We start from the raw sequence: 15,762 nt of genomic DNA on the forward strand, positions 1-15,762 counted from the left end.
GGAGGAAGACTTGGGCCGCATCATGGATTTCATAACGGGGGCCGACCTCAAGCCCGGCTACCGGGCAGAGGCGCAGCCGGCGGCCGAGCCGCAGCCGGTTCCGGACGAGGGGCCCCGCATCGTAACCGTCGGCGAGATCGGGGACGTCGGCCTGTCGACCGTGGCCGGATACGGCGCGCTTATGTCGGTCGACTACATGGCCTGCGAGCAGACCAAGGCGCGGTCGCTCTCGTCGCTGCCGTTCTCGGTGGTGTCACGCTCCGGCCAGTGGGAGTCGTTCCCCGAACACCCCCTGGCGGTGCTCTTCAACGGGATGGCCAACGAGGAGATGACCGCGGCGCAGTTCATGTCGTGGCACCGGCTGCGCTGCGACACCTTCGGCACCGCCTACTGGCGCGTTGAGTGGTGGCGCGGCGTGCCCGTGGCCGTGTGGCCCGTGCTGTGCGGTGTGTTCCGCGACTTCGACCGCTCGCGCCCGGAGGGGCGGCGCACTGTCTTCGAGCTTTCCGGCGACAAGTACAACCCGGCGGGGCGCTACTTCGCCGACGAGGTGGTGTCCGTGACGACCCATGTCACGAAGACCGGCACTAAGGGCGAGTCCCTGGCGCGCCTGGCCGCCAAGCAGATCGGTCTCTCGGTCGATCTTGAGCGCTTCTACAAGTCGATGCTCGACAACGGCAACCACCAGCTCGGGCACGTCGAGATTCCCGAGGGCCATCACGTGAGCGAGCAGGAGAAGGCCGATCTGAAGGAGGCCATCGCCCGCAAGCGCGGCGTGGGGGAGGCGGGCAAGGCGCCCATCTTCTCGGCCGGCGCCAAATGGGTGACCGACCAGCAGACCATGAGGGACGCCTCGCTCATCGAACAGCAGACGTGGATCCTGCACCAGGTGTGCCGCGCCTGCAACGTGCCGCCGTGGAAGGTGTACGACAAGACGGGCACCACCTATCAGGGGAGCCAGCAGTCCAACATCGACTACGTCACCGACACCATAGTCCCCGACGCCCGCGCCATCGAGCTCGCGCTGCGGCCGGTGCTCGACTCCATGGGAGACCGGGACAAGGCTGCCAAGCTCAACGTGAAGGGACTCATGCGGGGCGACGACCGGTCCCGCTCCCAGTACTTCCGCGAGATGGCCTACCTGGGCGCCTACACGCCGAGGCGCATTTGCGAGCTGGAGGACGTGGATCCGACCGGGGTGCTGGACAAGCCGCTGTTCCCGCTCAACTACGGCACCGTCGAGGAGGACGGCAGCGTGACCGTCTACTCGAACGCCGCCAAGGCCCCGGGCGACGGGAGCCAGACCGGAGTGACCGACAAAGGAGGCATGAATGTTCGAGGTTAAGAACGAGGGCCAGAGGGCCACGGTCTACATCTACGGAACCATCGGGGACGACTGGTGGTGCCCCGAGGACGCCAACCGAGCGAAGGACTTCTCGCAGACGCTGGACGAGCTATCGCCCAAGCCGCTGGACATCCGCATCGACAGCTGCGGCGGCGACGTCTACGAGGGCTTCGCCATCGCCGGGGCCATCGCCCGCTACGAGGGGGAGACCGTCGCCCACGTCGACGGCATCGCCGCCTCCGCCGCGAGCTACATCGCCCTCATGGCGGATCGCGTGTCGATGAGCGACTACGCCTTCCTGATGATCCACAACGCCTGGACGTGCTGCCAGGGCAACCGCGACGAGCTGCGCACCACGGCCGACCGCCTGGAGGGCATCGACGGCTCCATCGCGCAGATCATCGCATCGCGCTCCGGGATGGCCGTCGAGGACGTCGCCCATGCGATGTCCGCCGAGACGTGGTACACCGCCGAGGGGGCGAAGGAGGCGGGGCTGTGCGACGAGGTGGTGGAGACCGAGGAGCGCGTGGCCGCAAGAATCGAGCCGGCGATCGCCGCCCGGTTCCTCAACGTGCCCGAGAGCGTGTACGCGTCCGGGCGCCGTCCCGAGACGGACGCCGCAGTCCCGCCGGCGGCTGACGGTTCGAAGGGAGAAAACGTCACTGAAGTGGGAGAACCCGGCAAATCTCACGCCGGGGGTAACATGGTCGGCACCGAGTTCGAGGGCAAGGCGATCGTTCTCGGCAACCGCGTGTACCGCCGAAAGGAGAATTGATGTTCTACAACAGCAAAGAGCTCTGGGCAGAGCGCAACAAGCTCGTCGAGAACCAGCGCGCCCTCATGGACGAGGACAAGGTGGACGAGGCCCGCATCGTCGAGGGGCAGATCAAGCAGATCGACCTCACGCTGGAGCACGTGCTGGACGAGGAGGAGAAGCTGCGCAGCAGCGCGAGCATCAAGAAGACACCGCGCGCGAGCTTCGCCGAGCAGATCCTCGGCGCCCGCGACGAGTTCCGCGGCCTGGAGGTCGGCTTCCGCGCAGAGGGCGACCCGACCGTGACCACCGTCACGGCTCCCACCGAGACCGAGCTGACCATCCCCGGCAAGCGACCGGCCCTGCTCAACAACTTCGCCGCGACGCTCGGCTCCGCTGAGGCCGCCGGCGACGTCGAATTCAAGCAGCGATCGACCCAGTACGGCGAGCCGGGCACGTGGGGCGGCGTCACCAACGGGACGTCAGCGACCAAGAGCAAGGTCGTCTACACCTGGAAGACCGCCAAGGCCCTCAAGGAGACCATCGCCGGCTACGTGCCGGTGTCCAAGGACACGCTGAAGGACTACGCCGAGCTGGCGACCATCATCGAGAACGACCTCATCCTGGATGTGAACGAGAAGGAGAACGGCAAGTTCCTCACCGGAAACAACTCGACCGGCATCGTCGGCATCCTGAACACCGCGGGCATCCTCGTCTACACCACGGCCTCGGCGGCGCTGTACTACGAGGCCATCCGCATCATGCGCAACAAGGTCATGAAGGAGGCCCGCCGAGTCCCCACCCACGTCTGCCTGAACCCGGACATCAAGGCGGCCATCGACCTGTACAAGACCGAGACGGGCCTCTACCAGTTCCTGGGGGACAACGTGCTCTGGGGAATGGAGGTCGTGGAGGACTTCGACTGCGACGGCATCCTGGTGTACGACGCGACCTGCGCCCGCAAGCGCCCCGTCCACACTATGAGCGTGGAAGTCGGATACGTGAACGCCCAGTTCATCCAGAACGAGCTGTCCATCCTGGCCGAGAAGACCACGGCCCTGCAGGTCACCTACCCCGACGCCTTCTGCTACGCGTCGAAGACCGACCTCGACAAGGCGCCGACCGCCGCGACGACCCCGACCACCCCGTCGCAGGGCGACTCCGGCAAGCAGCAGTAAGGGGGTCATCATGTTCACGTGTCCAGAGCGCGTCATCCGCGACGGGAAGCTCGTGTGCTTCGCCGGACAGGTCATGAGTGAAGAAGAGGCCGAGGCGCTGGGGCTCGCCGCCGCCCCGGCCTCCACCGAAGCTCCGGCGGCGCCGAAGGAGCCGACCGCGGTCGAGATCAAGGCCGAGCTCGAAGCCCTCGGCGTTTCCTACGACAAGAAGGCAAAGAAGGCCGACCTGAAGGAGCTGCTGGCGGAGGCCAAGGCCACCGCCGCCCCGGAGGGCGATCAGAGCGACGATGACGCCGCCGACGATGAGCCTGGCTCCGAAGAAGAGGCCGGCGACGGGGGAGACGAGTAGCCATGCTCGTCATGCCGGGAGAGACGGTGCGCATCGCGAACGACGAGAGGGTGTCGCTGGGGCTTGACGCGGACGTCGAGGCGCGCAGCGTCCGGCTCACGCCGCGCTTCGGCGACGCCGCCGAAATCGAGGCGGGGGAGGACGGCCTTTTCCCGTTTCCCACGTTCCCCTGCCCCAACGAAGTAGGCATCGAGTGGCTGTCAAGCTCCGGCGACGCCCTCTTCCGCTCGCGGGCCATCGTGTGCGACCGGCACTACTTCCCGCTCTCGGCGCTGTCCGGCTACGGGCACGGGAGCGACGACTTCGACGAGCTGCCGGAGGACGACCTGCGCCGCGCGCGCCAGGCGGCCACGGAGGTGTTCGAGGCGGCGGCGCACCGCGCCTTCGTCCGGCGCATCGGGCGCGTCTCCGACTTCGGAGGCGACGGGCTGCTGAGCACGGGCGTCGATCCTATCCGCGAGGTGCTCACGCCGGGCTACCGACAGGCGGGCTACTCGCTGATCGAGCGCGACGGCCGCTGCGGCCGCGCGTTCCCCTGCGAGGTGGAGTTCATCTACGGCCGCGACGAGGTGCCCGCCGAGGTGTCCCGCGCGGTCCTGGAGCTGGCGGCGTACACGCTGCGCCCGTCGAACCGCCCCGTCGGCGCCACGGGCGAGAGCACGGACGCCGGCGGCTACATCCACTTCATCACGGCCGGGCGCGACGGGGCGACCGCCGTCCCGGAGGTGAACGCGGCCATCGAGATGTTCGGCCGAGGGGAGGCCTGCGTATGGTAGAGGGCGCCAAGAGCATCATCTTCCCGGTGCGGGAGGCCAAGGAGGCCATAGGGCGCCGCATGGAGGCGGTCTTCTCGCCCGGCGTCCTCGGGCGGCTCTACCCGGGCGTCAAGGTGCCGGAGACCTCCGAGGGGTTCCCGGTCAACGAGCCTCCCTTCTACGTGGCGTGGGACGAGATCGCCGACGCCGGCAGCGTGTCGGGCGCCGTGACCATGGGGCACCCGGAGGTGTCCTTCGACCTCCACGTGTGGCTGTTCGCGCAGCACCGCGAGAAAAAGGTGGCGGCGGACACGGCGATCGCCTACGCCGATGTGGCCCTGGCGGCCCTCGCGGCCGACCAGACACTCAACCGCACCGTCGACATGGCGGTGCCGTCGATAACCAACGCCGGGACGGCGGCCGACTCCTCGAAGCGCTACATGGCGTCCGTGGAGATAACCGTGGGCTGCTCCGTGGCCTCGGCCTGCCCGGCAGAGATCAAGGAGGCAGTCGATGCGGCTAATCGCAGTCTGTGACTTCGAGGCGTGCACGGGAGCGCGCCGCTACGGCATGAAGAAGGGCCAGCGCTTCGACGGCCCGGCAATCGACGGCGAGCGGCTCGCCCGCCAGGGACTGGTCGCGGAGGAGAAGCCCCGCGCGACGAGAAAGGAAAAGACGGATGATTAACGTCTCCATCGGCCTCATCGGGGCCGCCCTCCAAACAGACAAGGACACGCCGGCGGCCGCGCCGACGTTCACCCACGGGCTCACCGGCGGCAAGGTCGCCAACCTGGAGCGTAGCATCGAGAGCGCGAGCGTCTCGTGCGGCGTGCGCGCCGGCACCGACTCCTACGTGGCGTCCATCGCCTCCGGCCTCGACTTCGACACCTACGGCTACGCCGACGTGCTGCCGCTGTACCTCTACGGGTGCCTGGGGGCCATCGCCTCGAAGGCGGCGACGAAGGCCGGGTTCTACGAGCATACCGTCACCTTGGGCGACACGCTGCCCTACCTCACGTTCTGGGGCCGCATCGGCAGCGAGTACACGCGCACCGACGGGTGCAAGGTCGACCAGATCGAGATGGAGTTCGAGGGAAACAAGCCCGTCAGCTTCGGCGTCACGGCCATCGGCATGGCGACGCTCCTCGGCCTGGAGTCCATTCCCGGCGCCGGCGACCCCTCGTGCTTCGACGGGTACTTCGTCCCGACGAACGGCACGTTCAAGCTTGACACCGCCAGCGACACGGCGACCGACGCCCCCGTCATCAGCGGCGCGCTCACGCTGGCAAACTCCTGCAGCACCGCGCCCCTGGCCGGGCAGATCTCGCCCGGCTCGGTGGACGAGGGCAAGCTCACCTCCTCCGGCAACGTCAAGGCGCGCCCGGACGACCTGTCCCTCTACAAGGCCATGATCACCGGCAGCCCCACGGGCACGGTGCCCACCGGCAAGATCGTCTACGGATCCTTCGAGTGGGAGTTCACCCATTCCAAGGACGCCGACTACAAGATGACCGTGAAGGCGACGCACGTCCCGTTCACCGCCGAGTTCCCCGAGGTGAGCCCGGACGGCGGCAGCGCGGAGATCCAGTTCGACTTCGCGGACATCGGCATCGACTCGCGCGGGGGCAGCCCCGTGGAGATAACCGTGGTGAACGCCACGGAGAGCTACATCTAGGAAGAGAAAGGAAACGGGAAATGAAGAACTACGGACTGGCGCGCAAGATCAGCGCCTGCGACATCACCACCGGCGAGGAGACGGAATTCGTCACGGCGCCGGCCGCCTACATGCAGGCGAAGCTCTGGTGCGGCAAGCACCTCAAGGGCATCGACGAGGACGTGGTGGGCGCCTACGAGAACTACGCCTGGATGTACTTCGGCGCGCGCCTCGCCGGCAAGTCCGAGGAGCTGGGGCTGCCGCCCGAGCTCACCCGCGAGGGCATCGACGAGATGTCGGAGCGCCTCGCCATCTACTTCGACGCCGTCGAGGAGGGCGACCTCCCTTTGGCGAAGAGTGGAGCGTCGAAGAAGAAATAGCGGCGCTCGCCAGAATTTCCGGGCAGAGCCTCTACGGGCTCTGCCTCGCACTTGAGAAGTACCCGGACGTCTACATGGCATTCCGCGACCTGCACACGGGGCAGGGAGAGCCGCGCGGGGAGTCGTTCCACGACCGACGGGAAAGGACCCGTGATCAGAGGATCAGAAGGCTCGCGCATTGAACTCCGAAGTTGTCTATATGAGATCAGGCCGCGGCGGCAACTTCGTCGTGCAGATGGAGGGCCTGGACGTGCTCATGCGGGCGTTCGCCCAGTCGGACAAGGCGGCCCAGCAGGGCATCAAGAGCGGACTCGAGCGCGCGGGCCGGCCGGTGCTGGCGTCCGCCCGCGCGAACGCCCGCCGCATCGCCGACGACGGCACCTTCGCGGCCAGGATGTCGATCCGCTTCCGCGTCAACGCGTCGCGCATGGTGCTCTGCAACAGCGACCCCGCGGCCGGCGTCAAGGAGTTCGCCAGGCGCGGGGCCAAGACCATCGCATCGAAGGGAACGCCGCGGGCCGACGCGCGCCTGCGCATGAGGTCGGGCGTCGGCGTCCCGCGCCGCGCCGACGCGCCGCGCGCCATGATCCCCGCCGTGAACTCCAACATCGACACGACCCGCGCCCTCATCGACGCCGAGGTGGCGCGCGCATTCGAGGCGATCTTCCATGGCTAAGTCATCGGTGACCATAGCCATCTCCGGCTCCTACAACGGCCGCGCCATGGCCAAGGCCGAGGAGGACCTGCGGCGCCTGCGCGTGCGGACGGCCTCCGAGATGGGCGGCGCCGCCGGCGCCATCACGGATTTCGGCGGCAAGCTCGGCGAGGCGGGCGGCAAGGTCCACAACTTCGGATACGGCATGGAGCAGGTTGGCTCCAAGGCGACCCGCGCCCTCACGGTGCCCATAGCGGCGGCCGCCGCCGCGTGCGGCGCCGCTGCGATCGAGATCGACACCTCGCTCACAAGCGTGCGCAAGACCGTCGACGGCACGGAGGAGCAGTACAACCAGCTCAAAGAGGCGGCCATCGAGTTCAGCAAGACGAACGCCGTCAGCGCCTCGCAGATCCTCGACATCCAGGCCCTGGGAGCGCAGCTGGGCTACAGCATCGACGAGCTGCAGGAGTTCGGCGAGGTCGTGAGCGGTCTCGACATCGCGACCAACATGAGCGCGGAGGAGGCGGCCACCGAGCTGGCGCAGTTTGCCAACATCATGGGGATGTCGCACGACCAGACGCGCAACTTCGGCTCGACCATCGTGGAGCTGGGCAACAACTTCGCGACGACGGAGGCCGACATCTCGCACATGGCCATGCGAATCGCCGGTGCCGGCAAGTCCATCGGGCTCACCGAATCCGACGTGCTGGGCCTGGCCACGGCTCTGTCGTCCATGGGCATCGAGGCCGAGGCCGGCGGCACGGCCATCTCCACCATCATGTCCAACATCGACAAGGCCGTGGCGACGAACGCCGGCTCGGTCAAGACGTGGGCGCAGACGGCGAACATGTCGGTTGACGAGTTCACGGCCGCCTGGGGCTACGACGCCGTAGGCGCGCTCTCAGCGGTACTCGTGGGAATGGACAGCGCGACGGCCGCCGGCGGCAACATGAGTCAGATGCTCGAGGATCTCGGCATCGACTCCATCCGCCAGACCGATACGATGAAGCGCCTCGCCAACAACTCCGAGTTTCTGGGAAAGGCTGTGGAGACGGCCAACCGGGCCTGGGGCGAGAACATCGCCCTGCAGGCGGAGGTGGACAACCGCAACCAGTCCATGGCGGCCCGCTTCGAGATGCTGAAGAACAAGGTCACGGCCGTGGCCGAGAAGGTCGGCACCCCGCTGGTGAACGCGGCGCTGGAGTTCGTGGACGCCGCCGAGCCGGTGCTTGACGTCGTGTCAGACGCCGCCGATGCGTTCGCGGACATGGACGAGGAGGACCAGAAGATGGTCGTCGGCCTCGTGGCCGCGGCGGCCGCCTTCGGGCCCGCGGCGATCGGCTGCGGCAAGGTCGTCCAGGCCGTCGGGACCCTCGTGGCCACGACGGGCAAGGGCGTCCAAACCTTCGGCGGGTTCGTCGGGAGCCTGCGGGGGACGAAGGCCGCCGCCGACGAGGGCGCGGCCGGCATGAAGGACGCCGCGGCCGCCGCCCGCAGCTACGAGGGCGGTGCGAGGGCCGCCTCGACGGCCTCCAACCTCGCCACGAGGGCGACGCAGGCCCTCACCGGGGCCATGAAGGCGACCGCGATCGGGCTGGTCGTCGGCCTCGTCGCCGACCTGGTGGGCCAGTTCCAGGCCTACTGCGAGCACGAGAAGCTTGTGGAGGAGGCGACGGGCGGCCTCATGTCGGCCCTCACGGCGACGGCAGATGCCGCCGGGGACGCGTCCCCGGCGGTGGAGTCCATGGGAGAGGCCGTCCAGGACGCGACCATGAGCGCCGAGGAGTGCCTGCGGGCCCAGGTCGACCTGGCGGGCGAGATCCGCGAGAGCTGGGGCGGCGTCAAGTCCGATGCCGCCATGGTCGACCGCTACGCGGACACCATCGAGAGGCTGACCTCGAAGTACGGCGAGAACGGAGAGAGGGCGCAGCTGTCGGCCCGCGAGCAGGCGGAGCTCAAGGCGGCCGTTGAGGGCCTGAACGGCGCCACGGAGTCCAACTACGAGATAACCGACCTCGCCACGGGCCAGCTGTCCGAGTCCATAGACGTCATCAGGAGGAATGCCAAGGCCTGGGAGGACAACGCCAGGGCCCAGGCCGCGCAGGCCGCCCTGGAGGGCGTCTACCAGCAGCAGATGGAGGTCAAGCGCCAGCTGGAGGAGACCAACAGGGCCCTGGCCGAGTCCGAGGAGGGCATCGGCTTCTGGCTGGGCGAGATCCCGATAGCCGCCGACCCGGCGAGCGTGGCGTACCACGAGCTGGCGCAGCAGAAGGCCGACCTGGAGGCCCAGACCGCCTCGCTCAACGAGTCGGAGCAGTACTTCCTCGACCAGATGGGCAACGTCGTCCAGGAGGCGCCGGCGGCCGTCGAGGCGACCGACGAGATGGCGGTCGCCATGGACGATTCTGCGGCGTCGACGGACGGCGCCACGGAGTCGATGGGCTCCCTCGTCGACATCTCGGAGGAGTACCTGAAGAAGGTGCAGGACGCGGTGGAGGAGAGCCCCGCCCTGCGGGACGCCATGGCCGAGAACGGCTGGAGCGTGGAGCTCCTCGCCGCAAAGCTGCAGAACGCGGGCATCAAGGCGTCCGATCTCGCGTCCTCCATCGAGGAGCTCTCCTCGAAGACCTGCAACGAGTTCGAGAAGATCGAATTCGCATCGGGGACGTCCCTCGACGCCATGCTGGAGACGCTGACCTACAACACCGACGCCACCCGAAATTGGAGCGAGAACGTGGCGGCGCTCTACGAGACCGCCGGAAACGACTCCGAGCGAAACTACATCAAACACATCGCCGACATGGGCGTCGAGTACGCGCCTATCGTGCAGCAGCTTTTGGACGACTCGTCCGGAAAGCTGAGCCAGCTCGCCACCCAGTGGGACGAGGCGACGTCCACCGCGTCGAACGCCGTGATAAGCAACGCCGGCCTGTTCTCCGACGGCATCGTGGAGCAGATCGAGGAGGCCGCACCCGACGTGTACGATGCCTCCTGCGAGATGGGCGGCCAGATACCGGCGGGCACAGCCCAGGGCATTGCGGACGGCCAGGGGATAACGGACGAGGCCGTCAAGAGCGTCGCCGATTCCGTGCTCGGCTTCTTCCGGAGCGCATTCGAGATCAACTCCCCGTCGAAGGCCACCGAGCGCATGGGGCACGATCTGGACGCCGGCCTGGGCGTCGGCATCACCGGGGGCACCGGCGAGCCGCAGAGCGCCATGGAGGCCATGGGTCGCGCGGTGCTGGGCAAGCTGGCCTTCCTCACCCCGTCCGCGCAGAACACGGGCTCGTCGGCGGGCCAATCGCTGGCGGGCGGCCTCACGTCGAAGTGCTCGGCCGCCTCGGCAGCGGGCGCGGGACTGGCGTCGTCGGCCAAGGGCGGACTGTCCGGGGCGCCGGGGCAGTTCAACGCAGTCGGAGCCACCGCCGCCGGCAGCTTCTCGCGGGGCATCGGATCGGCGAGCGCCCACAGCGCCGGCAGCGGCCTGGCTCGCACGGGCAAGCAGGGACTGGAGTCCGTGAGCGCCTACGGAGCCGGCCGCGACTTCGGGCGGGGCTTCGGCAACGGCATGAGCGGCGTCGACATCTGGGGGGCGGCCTACAACGTGGGCATGAGCGCCCTGGGCGCCATCAAGAGCGCCCTGGGCATCCACTCGCCCTCGCGCGAGGCCATGGCCGTCGGCGAGTTCTTCGGCGAGGGAGCGATCCTCGGCATGGAGAAGACCGTCGCGGGCATCGAGGCCGAGGCCGACAAGATGAGCCGCGCCATGGAGCTCAACCCCGAGCCCGTCTCGACGCCGCGGCCGATCTCCGCGCGACCGGGCTCCGCTGGCCCCGAGCCCGGGGCGCCCGGGGCCTGGAGCGGGCGCCCGATCGTGCTGAACGTGACGATCAACGTGGCGGCCCAGTCCGCCGAGGAGGGCCGCCAAGTGGGAAAGAGCATCGGAGAGGAGCTCTACAACGAGCTCGTGAGACTTGAAAGGGCGAGCGGGAGATGAGGATGAACTACGGCAGGGCCGGCTGCACCGGCCTGACCTACGACGGGCACAGACTGTCGGACGTGTTCCAGATCGCGGACGTGCAGATACCCCTGCTGCCGACCATATCGGCCGTCTCGCGCTCCCTCGCACAGCGGACCGGCGAGTACTTCGCGAGCCGCAAGGTCGGCACGCGGGAGATAACGATCCGGCTGCGCCTCGACGCCGGCAGCCGATCGCCGGAGGACATCTACGCCGCGCTGCGGCACGCCGCGGCCATGTTCAACGTGCCCGACCCGCGCCCCCTGTCGTTCGGCGACGGGCTCTACACCAACGCGATCCTGGTGGGCGACACGGCCATCGAGGACGTTGCGACCTACGGAGAGGTGGAGCTGGCCATGCTCTGCCACGACCCGTTCTTCTACGGGGACGAGCACGAGATCGCGCTTGCGGGCGAGACCTCGTTCGCCGTGGCGGGCGAGGAGTGCTGGCCCGTCATCGAGTGCACGGCCACCGGCGCCGCCGTGGTTGCCACGAACGCGGTCACCGGCGAGTTCGTGCGCGTCCCGTGCGCCAGCGGCAACCGGGTGGTCATCGACATGGGCCGCCAGCGCGCCGAGCGCAACGGGGAGTTCGCGCCCGTCGACCTCATGTCCGACTGGTGGAGCGTGTCGGGCGACGCGCGCGTGTCGGTATCGGGCGCCACGGCGACCCTGCGGTACCGGGAGCGCTGGCTATGACGTGGTTCGCCGTTTTCGACCGGTGGGGCAAGCAGATCGGATCGCTGCCCGACGTGATAGAGGCCGTCCACAAGGACGAGGTGAACGGCGAGGACAGCCTCACGCTCATGCTGCCCGAGTGCCGTCTGTCCAAGGGGCAGCGCATCGTCTGGCGCGACGGGTGGGGCGAGTTCCACGAGCACACCGTGTCCAAGGTTACCGACGTGCACGCCGGCGGCGAGCTGTACGCGGCGGTCTACTGCGAGAACTCCATCGCGGAGCTGTTCACCGACTACATCGAGGATCTGCGGCCCTACAAGACGACCGCCTACCAGGCCCTGCAGAAGGCCCTTTCCGCGTCGCGGTGGGCCGTCGGGACGGTGGACGTCCTGGGGACGTCCTCAGCGAGTTTCTACCACATCTCCGCGCGCGAGGCGGTGGCCGAGGTCGTGTCGAACTGGGGCGGCGAGCTGTCCGTCTCCATTGCCGTGTCCGGATGCGAGGTCGCCTCGCGCAGCGTGAACCTCCTGGTGCGCCGCGGCGCCGACAACGGCAAGCGGTTCGAGTGGTCGAAGGATATCGAGTCCATCGAGCGCGAGGTGTCTCAGGACGACGTGTGCACGGCGCTGTACGGCTACGGGAAGGGCGTCGAGACCTACGACGAGGACGGCAACGCCACGGGCGGTTTCTCGCGCAAGATCACCTTCGGCTCCATCAACGGGGGCCGCGACTGGGTGGGCGACGAGGACGCCAAGCTGCGCTGGGGCGTGCCCGACGGGCACGGCGGCGTCAAGCACGCCTTCGGCAAGGCCGAGTTTCCCGAGTGCGAGGATCCGGCGGAGCTGAAGCGGCTCACCGAGGAGGAGCTTGAGCGCCGCAAGGTGCCGCAGGTGACGTACTCGGCCAACGTCGTGAGCCTCGCCGATGCGGGGCTGGAGTGGGAGGACTGCCGGGCTGGCGACACGGTGGCCATAGTCGACCGCGAGCTCGGCGAGCGGCTCTCGGGGCGCGTGCTGTGCGTGGAGCGCTACCTGTTCTGCGAGGCGGCGACGGCCATCACCCTGGGAAACATCGCACCCACCATCGGATCCGTGCTCTCCGGGCAGGCGGCCGACCTCAAGTGGCTCCGCGACCGCGCCGCCGGCTGGGACGGCGCCGCGGGACTCTCCGAGAGCTACATCAACGCCGTCATCGCCTCGCTCAACAACACCATGAACGAGACCGGCGGCTACACCTACTACAAGCCGGGGGAGGGCATCACCACCTACGACCGCCCCGAGGATCAGAACCCGACCATGGCGATCCAGATCAAGGGCGCCGGCTTCCGCATCGCCAACAGCAGGAAGAGCAACGGCGAGTGGAACTGGCGCACGTTCGGCACGGGCGAGGGGTTCACAGCCGACCTCATCACGGCCGGCAAGATCGTCGGCGGCGCCAACGCGTGGAACCTCTCGACGGGGGACCTGCAGTTCAAGCAGGGCGGCATCACCGCCGATAACGGCTCGCATTGGAACCTGGATTCCGGCGAGTTCCAGACGACCTTCGTGCTGAACGCGAACGCGGGCAGCTACCGGGGGACGAACTACACCCGCTACACGGAGAGTGTGATCGCGGTGGAGATGTCCGAGACGACTGCCTTCGGCATCTACCGTGGCACCCGCTACCGGTACGCCTACGACGACGGCAACGTGACGTACAGCGCCGTCACCGGCAAGAGCTTCATCGGCGGCCTGACCGTCAACGGGTCGAGCGTGTACCTGCGCGCCACCCGTGCCGGCACGTCGGACTCCCTGTACATCACGACGGGCACGACGCAGGCGGGCAACCCCGGCGCCAGCTTCGTCAACAGCCACGGGAACTACTGCGACATCGAGGCGCTGCGGGCCGTGGACGACACCTCCGGGCGCACGACCGGCGTCGGCATGGCCTGCTTCGACAAGCCCTTCATCCAGGCGAGCACGTACTACAACCAGGTGTGGCTCTACCCGCCCATCTACTCGCAGACCTACCTGCAGCAGCCGGCGACGCAGCTGTACCTGAAGAACGGCACGCGCGCGGTGCTGCAGATGAACAACACCAACGCGATCGACATGTCCGGGGGCGTGCTCGAGGAGAAGGCGAGCGGCCACATCTCGCTCAAGGCGCCGCGCATGGCGGTCGGCACCGTGCCGGGCGGCGCGGGCACCTATGCCGTGACGGGGACCTTCCCCGTCGTCACGAGCATATCCGCCAAATCGGGCGGGGGAATCGAATGGACTTACGGATCCGTGAACATAACGAACGGGGTGATCACGTCATGGCCGAAATAGCGAGCATCTCCGAGGTGGTGCGTCCGATCGTGCTGCCGGACGGAACGCAGGACGAGGTGAAGGAGGAGATCGTCGAGCTCGTGAGCCACGCGAAGAAAGGCGGGGCCGATTTCGCGCCGGCGCAGGAGACCGACGAGATATTCCGCGCGCTGCTGGCGCTCATCGAGGAGTCGATGGCGCCGGCGCTGGCGCTCGTGCCGGGGAGGTACAGGCAGGGGATCGAGGATGCCCTGGACAAGGTGAAGGGATTGATCAATGGCGAAGAAGTTTAACGTCGACGAATGGGCGCTCAAGAAGGTGCGCCTGGACATGGCCGACCAGTTCGTGCCGGACGTGCTCATCGGCAACGCCGCCGACGCCGACGGGCGCGGCATCCTGCTGCAGGTGACGATCGGGGGCGAGGTGGCCGATTTGACGGGGCTGCCCGTGTGTCTGGCGTGGAGCCACCAGAACGGAAACCAGGACCTGACGCGCTTCACGGCCGTGGACGCCTCCAAGGGGCTTTTCAAGCTGTACTACCCGCCGGCCATGATGTACCCGGGCGATGTGACGGCCCGCGTGTCCATTTTCGCCGGAGACGAGTCGCCCATCACGGGGAGCCGCGACTTCACCATCCACGTCGAGCGCAACCCGATCGACGAGGACCGCGCCCTGTCGGACGAGAGCTTCAGCGAGTTCAAAGAGGCCGCTGCCCTGCTTTATTCGACCAACAGCCGCCTTGAGGAGGCCGAGGAGGCACGCCAGATCGCAGAGACGGCACGCGCCACGGCCGAGGAGCTGCGCCGGCAGCACGAGAGCGCCCGGGTGGCGGCCGAGAACGAGCGCCTGGCGGCCGAGTTGGAGCGGGACGCCGCCGAGCTGGAGCGTCTGGCCGCCGAGGCCGAGCGCGAGGCCGCGGAGGAGGACCGGTCCCTGGCCGAGCTCGCCCGCGTGGAGGCCGAGGCGTATCGCGCGGCCACGTTCGCCGAGATCGAGCAGCGCTCTAAGGGATGGCTGCGCTACTACTGCGCCGATGATGAGTGGGACACATCGACTCGCGAGCCCGTCATCGCGACCCCCGACACCTCGACGCTCTACTTCGTGCCCGAGGAGTTCCCGAGCGATGACGGCCAGTGGGTCGAGTGGATGTGGGACGCCCAGGGCGGCCGATGGGAGAAACTCGGCACGAGCCAGGCTACCTTCGAGCCCATCACCGCCGACCAGATGGATGCCATAGTCGCCGGCACCGACACCGACGAGGGCGGCAGCGAGGTCATGACCCGCTGGGGTCTCCGCTACTGGCTGACGAAGCTGCGCGGCGTCTTCGCGGCGCTGGTACACACCCACAGCGCCTCCGACATCACCAGCGGCACCTTCGGTACCGCCAGAATCGCCGACGGCGCCGTGACCAAGAACAAACTCGAAAAAACCCTCGGGGATTCGCTGTCCCGTCTTCGCCCCATTAATTCGCAACATGACGAAATCTACTGGTGGTTGGACACTGACGGGAGGCGACTGTGCCTGTACAGCGATTCAAGCGGCCTTTACGGTAAGCTGATCGGGATTATTAGGTTCGACTGATATTCGCTGTCCCGTCTTCGCCCCATTAATTCGCAACATGACGAAATCTACTGGTGGTTGGACACTGACGGGAGGCGACTGTGCCTGTACAGCGATTCAAGCGGCCTTTACGGTAAGCTGATCGGGAT

15 protein-coding genes are annotated in these 15,762 nt (G+C 67.9%); all 15 read left to right on the forward strand.

Going from position 1 to position 15,762, the window contains the following annotated elements:
* Positions 1-10: 10 nt before the first annotated feature.
* The 15 genes from F8D48_RS09255 (at position 11) to F8D48_RS09320 (ending at position 15,634) form a co-directional block, all read left to right on the forward strand.
* Complete coding sequence (locus tag F8D48_RS09255; RefSeq protein WP_151431483.1) at positions 11-1,345, forward strand: phage portal protein; 1,335 nt, start codon at positions 11-13, stop codon at positions 1,343-1,345.
* Positions 1,332-2,120 carry a head maturation protease, ClpP-related gene (locus tag F8D48_RS09260; protein ID WP_151431485.1) on the forward strand — a complete coding sequence of 263 codons (789 nt, stop codon included), beginning with the start codon at positions 1,332-1,334 and terminating at the stop codon, positions 2,118-2,120. The genes F8D48_RS09255 and F8D48_RS09260 overlap by 14 nt, the downstream gene beginning before the upstream one ends.
* Positions 2,120-3,277 (forward strand): phage major capsid protein, encoded by a 1,158-nt coding sequence (locus F8D48_RS09265; RefSeq protein WP_151431487.1) that lies wholly within the window; start codon positions 2,120-2,122, stop codon positions 3,275-3,277. Before F8D48_RS09260 ends, F8D48_RS09265 begins: the two co-directional genes overlap by 1 nt.
* A gap of 10 nt (positions 3,278-3,287) precedes the next feature.
* The gene (locus F8D48_RS09270) at positions 3,288-3,626 is read left to right on the forward strand and encodes a hypothetical protein (RefSeq protein WP_151431489.1); all 339 of its coding nucleotides are present in this window, start codon (positions 3,288-3,290) and stop codon (positions 3,624-3,626) included.
* 2 nt (positions 3,627-3,628) lie between these two features.
* Positions 3,629-4,402, forward strand: coding sequence for a hypothetical protein (locus F8D48_RS09275; RefSeq protein ID WP_151431491.1), 774 nt, complete (start codon positions 3,629-3,631; stop codon positions 4,400-4,402).
* Entirely contained in the window at positions 4,396-4,917 is a 522-nt protein-coding gene (locus F8D48_RS09280; RefSeq protein WP_151431493.1) for a hypothetical protein, read from the forward strand. The genes F8D48_RS09275 and F8D48_RS09280 overlap by 7 nt, the downstream gene beginning before the upstream one ends.
* The gene (locus tag F8D48_RS11690) at positions 4,895-5,068 is read left to right on the forward strand and encodes a hypothetical protein (RefSeq protein WP_170272789.1); all 174 of its coding nucleotides are present in this window, start codon (positions 4,895-4,897) and stop codon (positions 5,066-5,068) included. Before F8D48_RS09280 ends, F8D48_RS11690 begins: the two co-directional genes overlap by 23 nt.
* Complete coding sequence (locus tag F8D48_RS09285; RefSeq protein WP_151431496.1) at positions 5,061-6,056, forward strand: phage tail tube protein; 996 nt, start codon at positions 5,061-5,063, stop codon at positions 6,054-6,056. Before F8D48_RS11690 ends, F8D48_RS09285 begins: the two co-directional genes overlap by 8 nt.
* 20 nt (positions 6,057-6,076) lie before the next feature.
* A complete protein-coding gene (locus F8D48_RS09290; RefSeq protein ID WP_151431498.1) occupies positions 6,077-6,415 on the forward strand; it encodes a hypothetical protein in 339 nt (112 codons plus the stop codon).
* 178 nt (positions 6,416-6,593) lie between these two features.
* On the forward strand, positions 6,594-7,091 hold the full coding sequence (locus F8D48_RS09295; protein ID WP_151431500.1) for a hypothetical protein: 498 nt from the start codon (positions 6,594-6,596) through the stop codon (positions 7,089-7,091).
* Entirely contained in the window at positions 7,084-11,067 is a 3,984-nt protein-coding gene (locus F8D48_RS09300) for a phage tail tape measure protein (RefSeq protein ID WP_151431502.1), read from the forward strand. Before F8D48_RS09295 ends, F8D48_RS09300 begins: the two co-directional genes overlap by 8 nt.
* The gene (locus F8D48_RS09305; RefSeq protein ID WP_151431504.1) at positions 11,064-11,786 is read left to right on the forward strand and encodes a distal tail protein Dit; all 723 of its coding nucleotides are present in this window, start codon (positions 11,064-11,066) and stop codon (positions 11,784-11,786) included. Before F8D48_RS09300 ends, F8D48_RS09305 begins: the two co-directional genes overlap by 4 nt.
* On the forward strand, positions 11,783-14,074 hold the full coding sequence (locus F8D48_RS09310; RefSeq protein ID WP_151431506.1) for a phage tail spike protein: 2,292 nt from the start codon (positions 11,783-11,785) through the stop codon (positions 14,072-14,074). Before F8D48_RS09305 ends, F8D48_RS09310 begins: the two co-directional genes overlap by 4 nt.
* Complete coding sequence (locus F8D48_RS09315) at positions 14,062-14,346, forward strand: hypothetical protein (protein WP_151431508.1); 285 nt, start codon at positions 14,062-14,064, stop codon at positions 14,344-14,346. The genes F8D48_RS09310 and F8D48_RS09315 overlap by 13 nt, the downstream gene beginning before the upstream one ends.
* Entirely contained in the window at positions 14,330-15,634 is a 1,305-nt protein-coding gene (locus tag F8D48_RS09320) for a BppU family phage baseplate upper protein (protein ID WP_151431510.1), read from the forward strand. The genes F8D48_RS09315 and F8D48_RS09320 overlap by 17 nt, the downstream gene beginning before the upstream one ends.
* Positions 15,635-15,762: the final 128 nt, after the last annotated feature.

The sequence above is a fragment of the Adlercreutzia muris genome, from assembly GCF_008831045.1.
Classification (GTDB): domain Bacteria; phylum Actinomycetota; class Coriobacteriia; order Coriobacteriales; family Eggerthellaceae; genus Adlercreutzia; species Adlercreutzia muris.

Coding starts and splice junctions, on each gene's coding strand:
- F8D48_RS09310 (WP_151431506.1), top strand. CDS start 11,783: ATGACGTGGTTCGCCGTTTTCGACCGGTGGGGCAAGCAGATCGGATCG.
- F8D48_RS09265 (WP_151431487.1), top strand. CDS start 2,120: ATGTTCTACAACAGCAAAGAGCTCTGGGCAGAGCGCAACAAGCTCGTC.
- F8D48_RS09320 (WP_151431510.1), top strand. CDS start 14,330: ATGGCGAAGAAGTTTAACGTCGACGAATGGGCGCTCAAGAAGGTGCGC.
- F8D48_RS09280 (WP_151431493.1), top strand. CDS start 4,396: ATGGTAGAGGGCGCCAAGAGCATCATCTTCCCGGTGCGGGAGGCCAAG.
- F8D48_RS11690 (WP_170272789.1), top strand. CDS start 4,895: ATGCGGCTAATCGCAGTCTGTGACTTCGAGGCGTGCACGGGAGCGCGC.
- F8D48_RS09305 (WP_151431504.1), top strand. CDS start 11,064: ATGAGGATGAACTACGGCAGGGCCGGCTGCACCGGCCTGACCTACGAC.
- F8D48_RS09315 (WP_151431508.1), top strand. CDS start 14,062: ATGGCCGAAATAGCGAGCATCTCCGAGGTGGTGCGTCCGATCGTGCTG.
- F8D48_RS09275 (WP_151431491.1), top strand. CDS start 3,629: ATGCTCGTCATGCCGGGAGAGACGGTGCGCATCGCGAACGACGAGAGG.
- F8D48_RS09290 (WP_151431498.1), top strand. CDS start 6,077: ATGAAGAACTACGGACTGGCGCGCAAGATCAGCGCCTGCGACATCACC.
- F8D48_RS09270 (WP_151431489.1), top strand. CDS start 3,288: ATGTTCACGTGTCCAGAGCGCGTCATCCGCGACGGGAAGCTCGTGTGC.
- F8D48_RS09285 (WP_151431496.1), top strand. CDS start 5,061: ATGATTAACGTCTCCATCGGCCTCATCGGGGCCGCCCTCCAAACAGAC.
- F8D48_RS09300 (WP_151431502.1), top strand. CDS start 7,084: ATGGCTAAGTCATCGGTGACCATAGCCATCTCCGGCTCCTACAACGGC.
- F8D48_RS09260 (WP_151431485.1), top strand. CDS start 1,332: ATGTTCGAGGTTAAGAACGAGGGCCAGAGGGCCACGGTCTACATCTAC.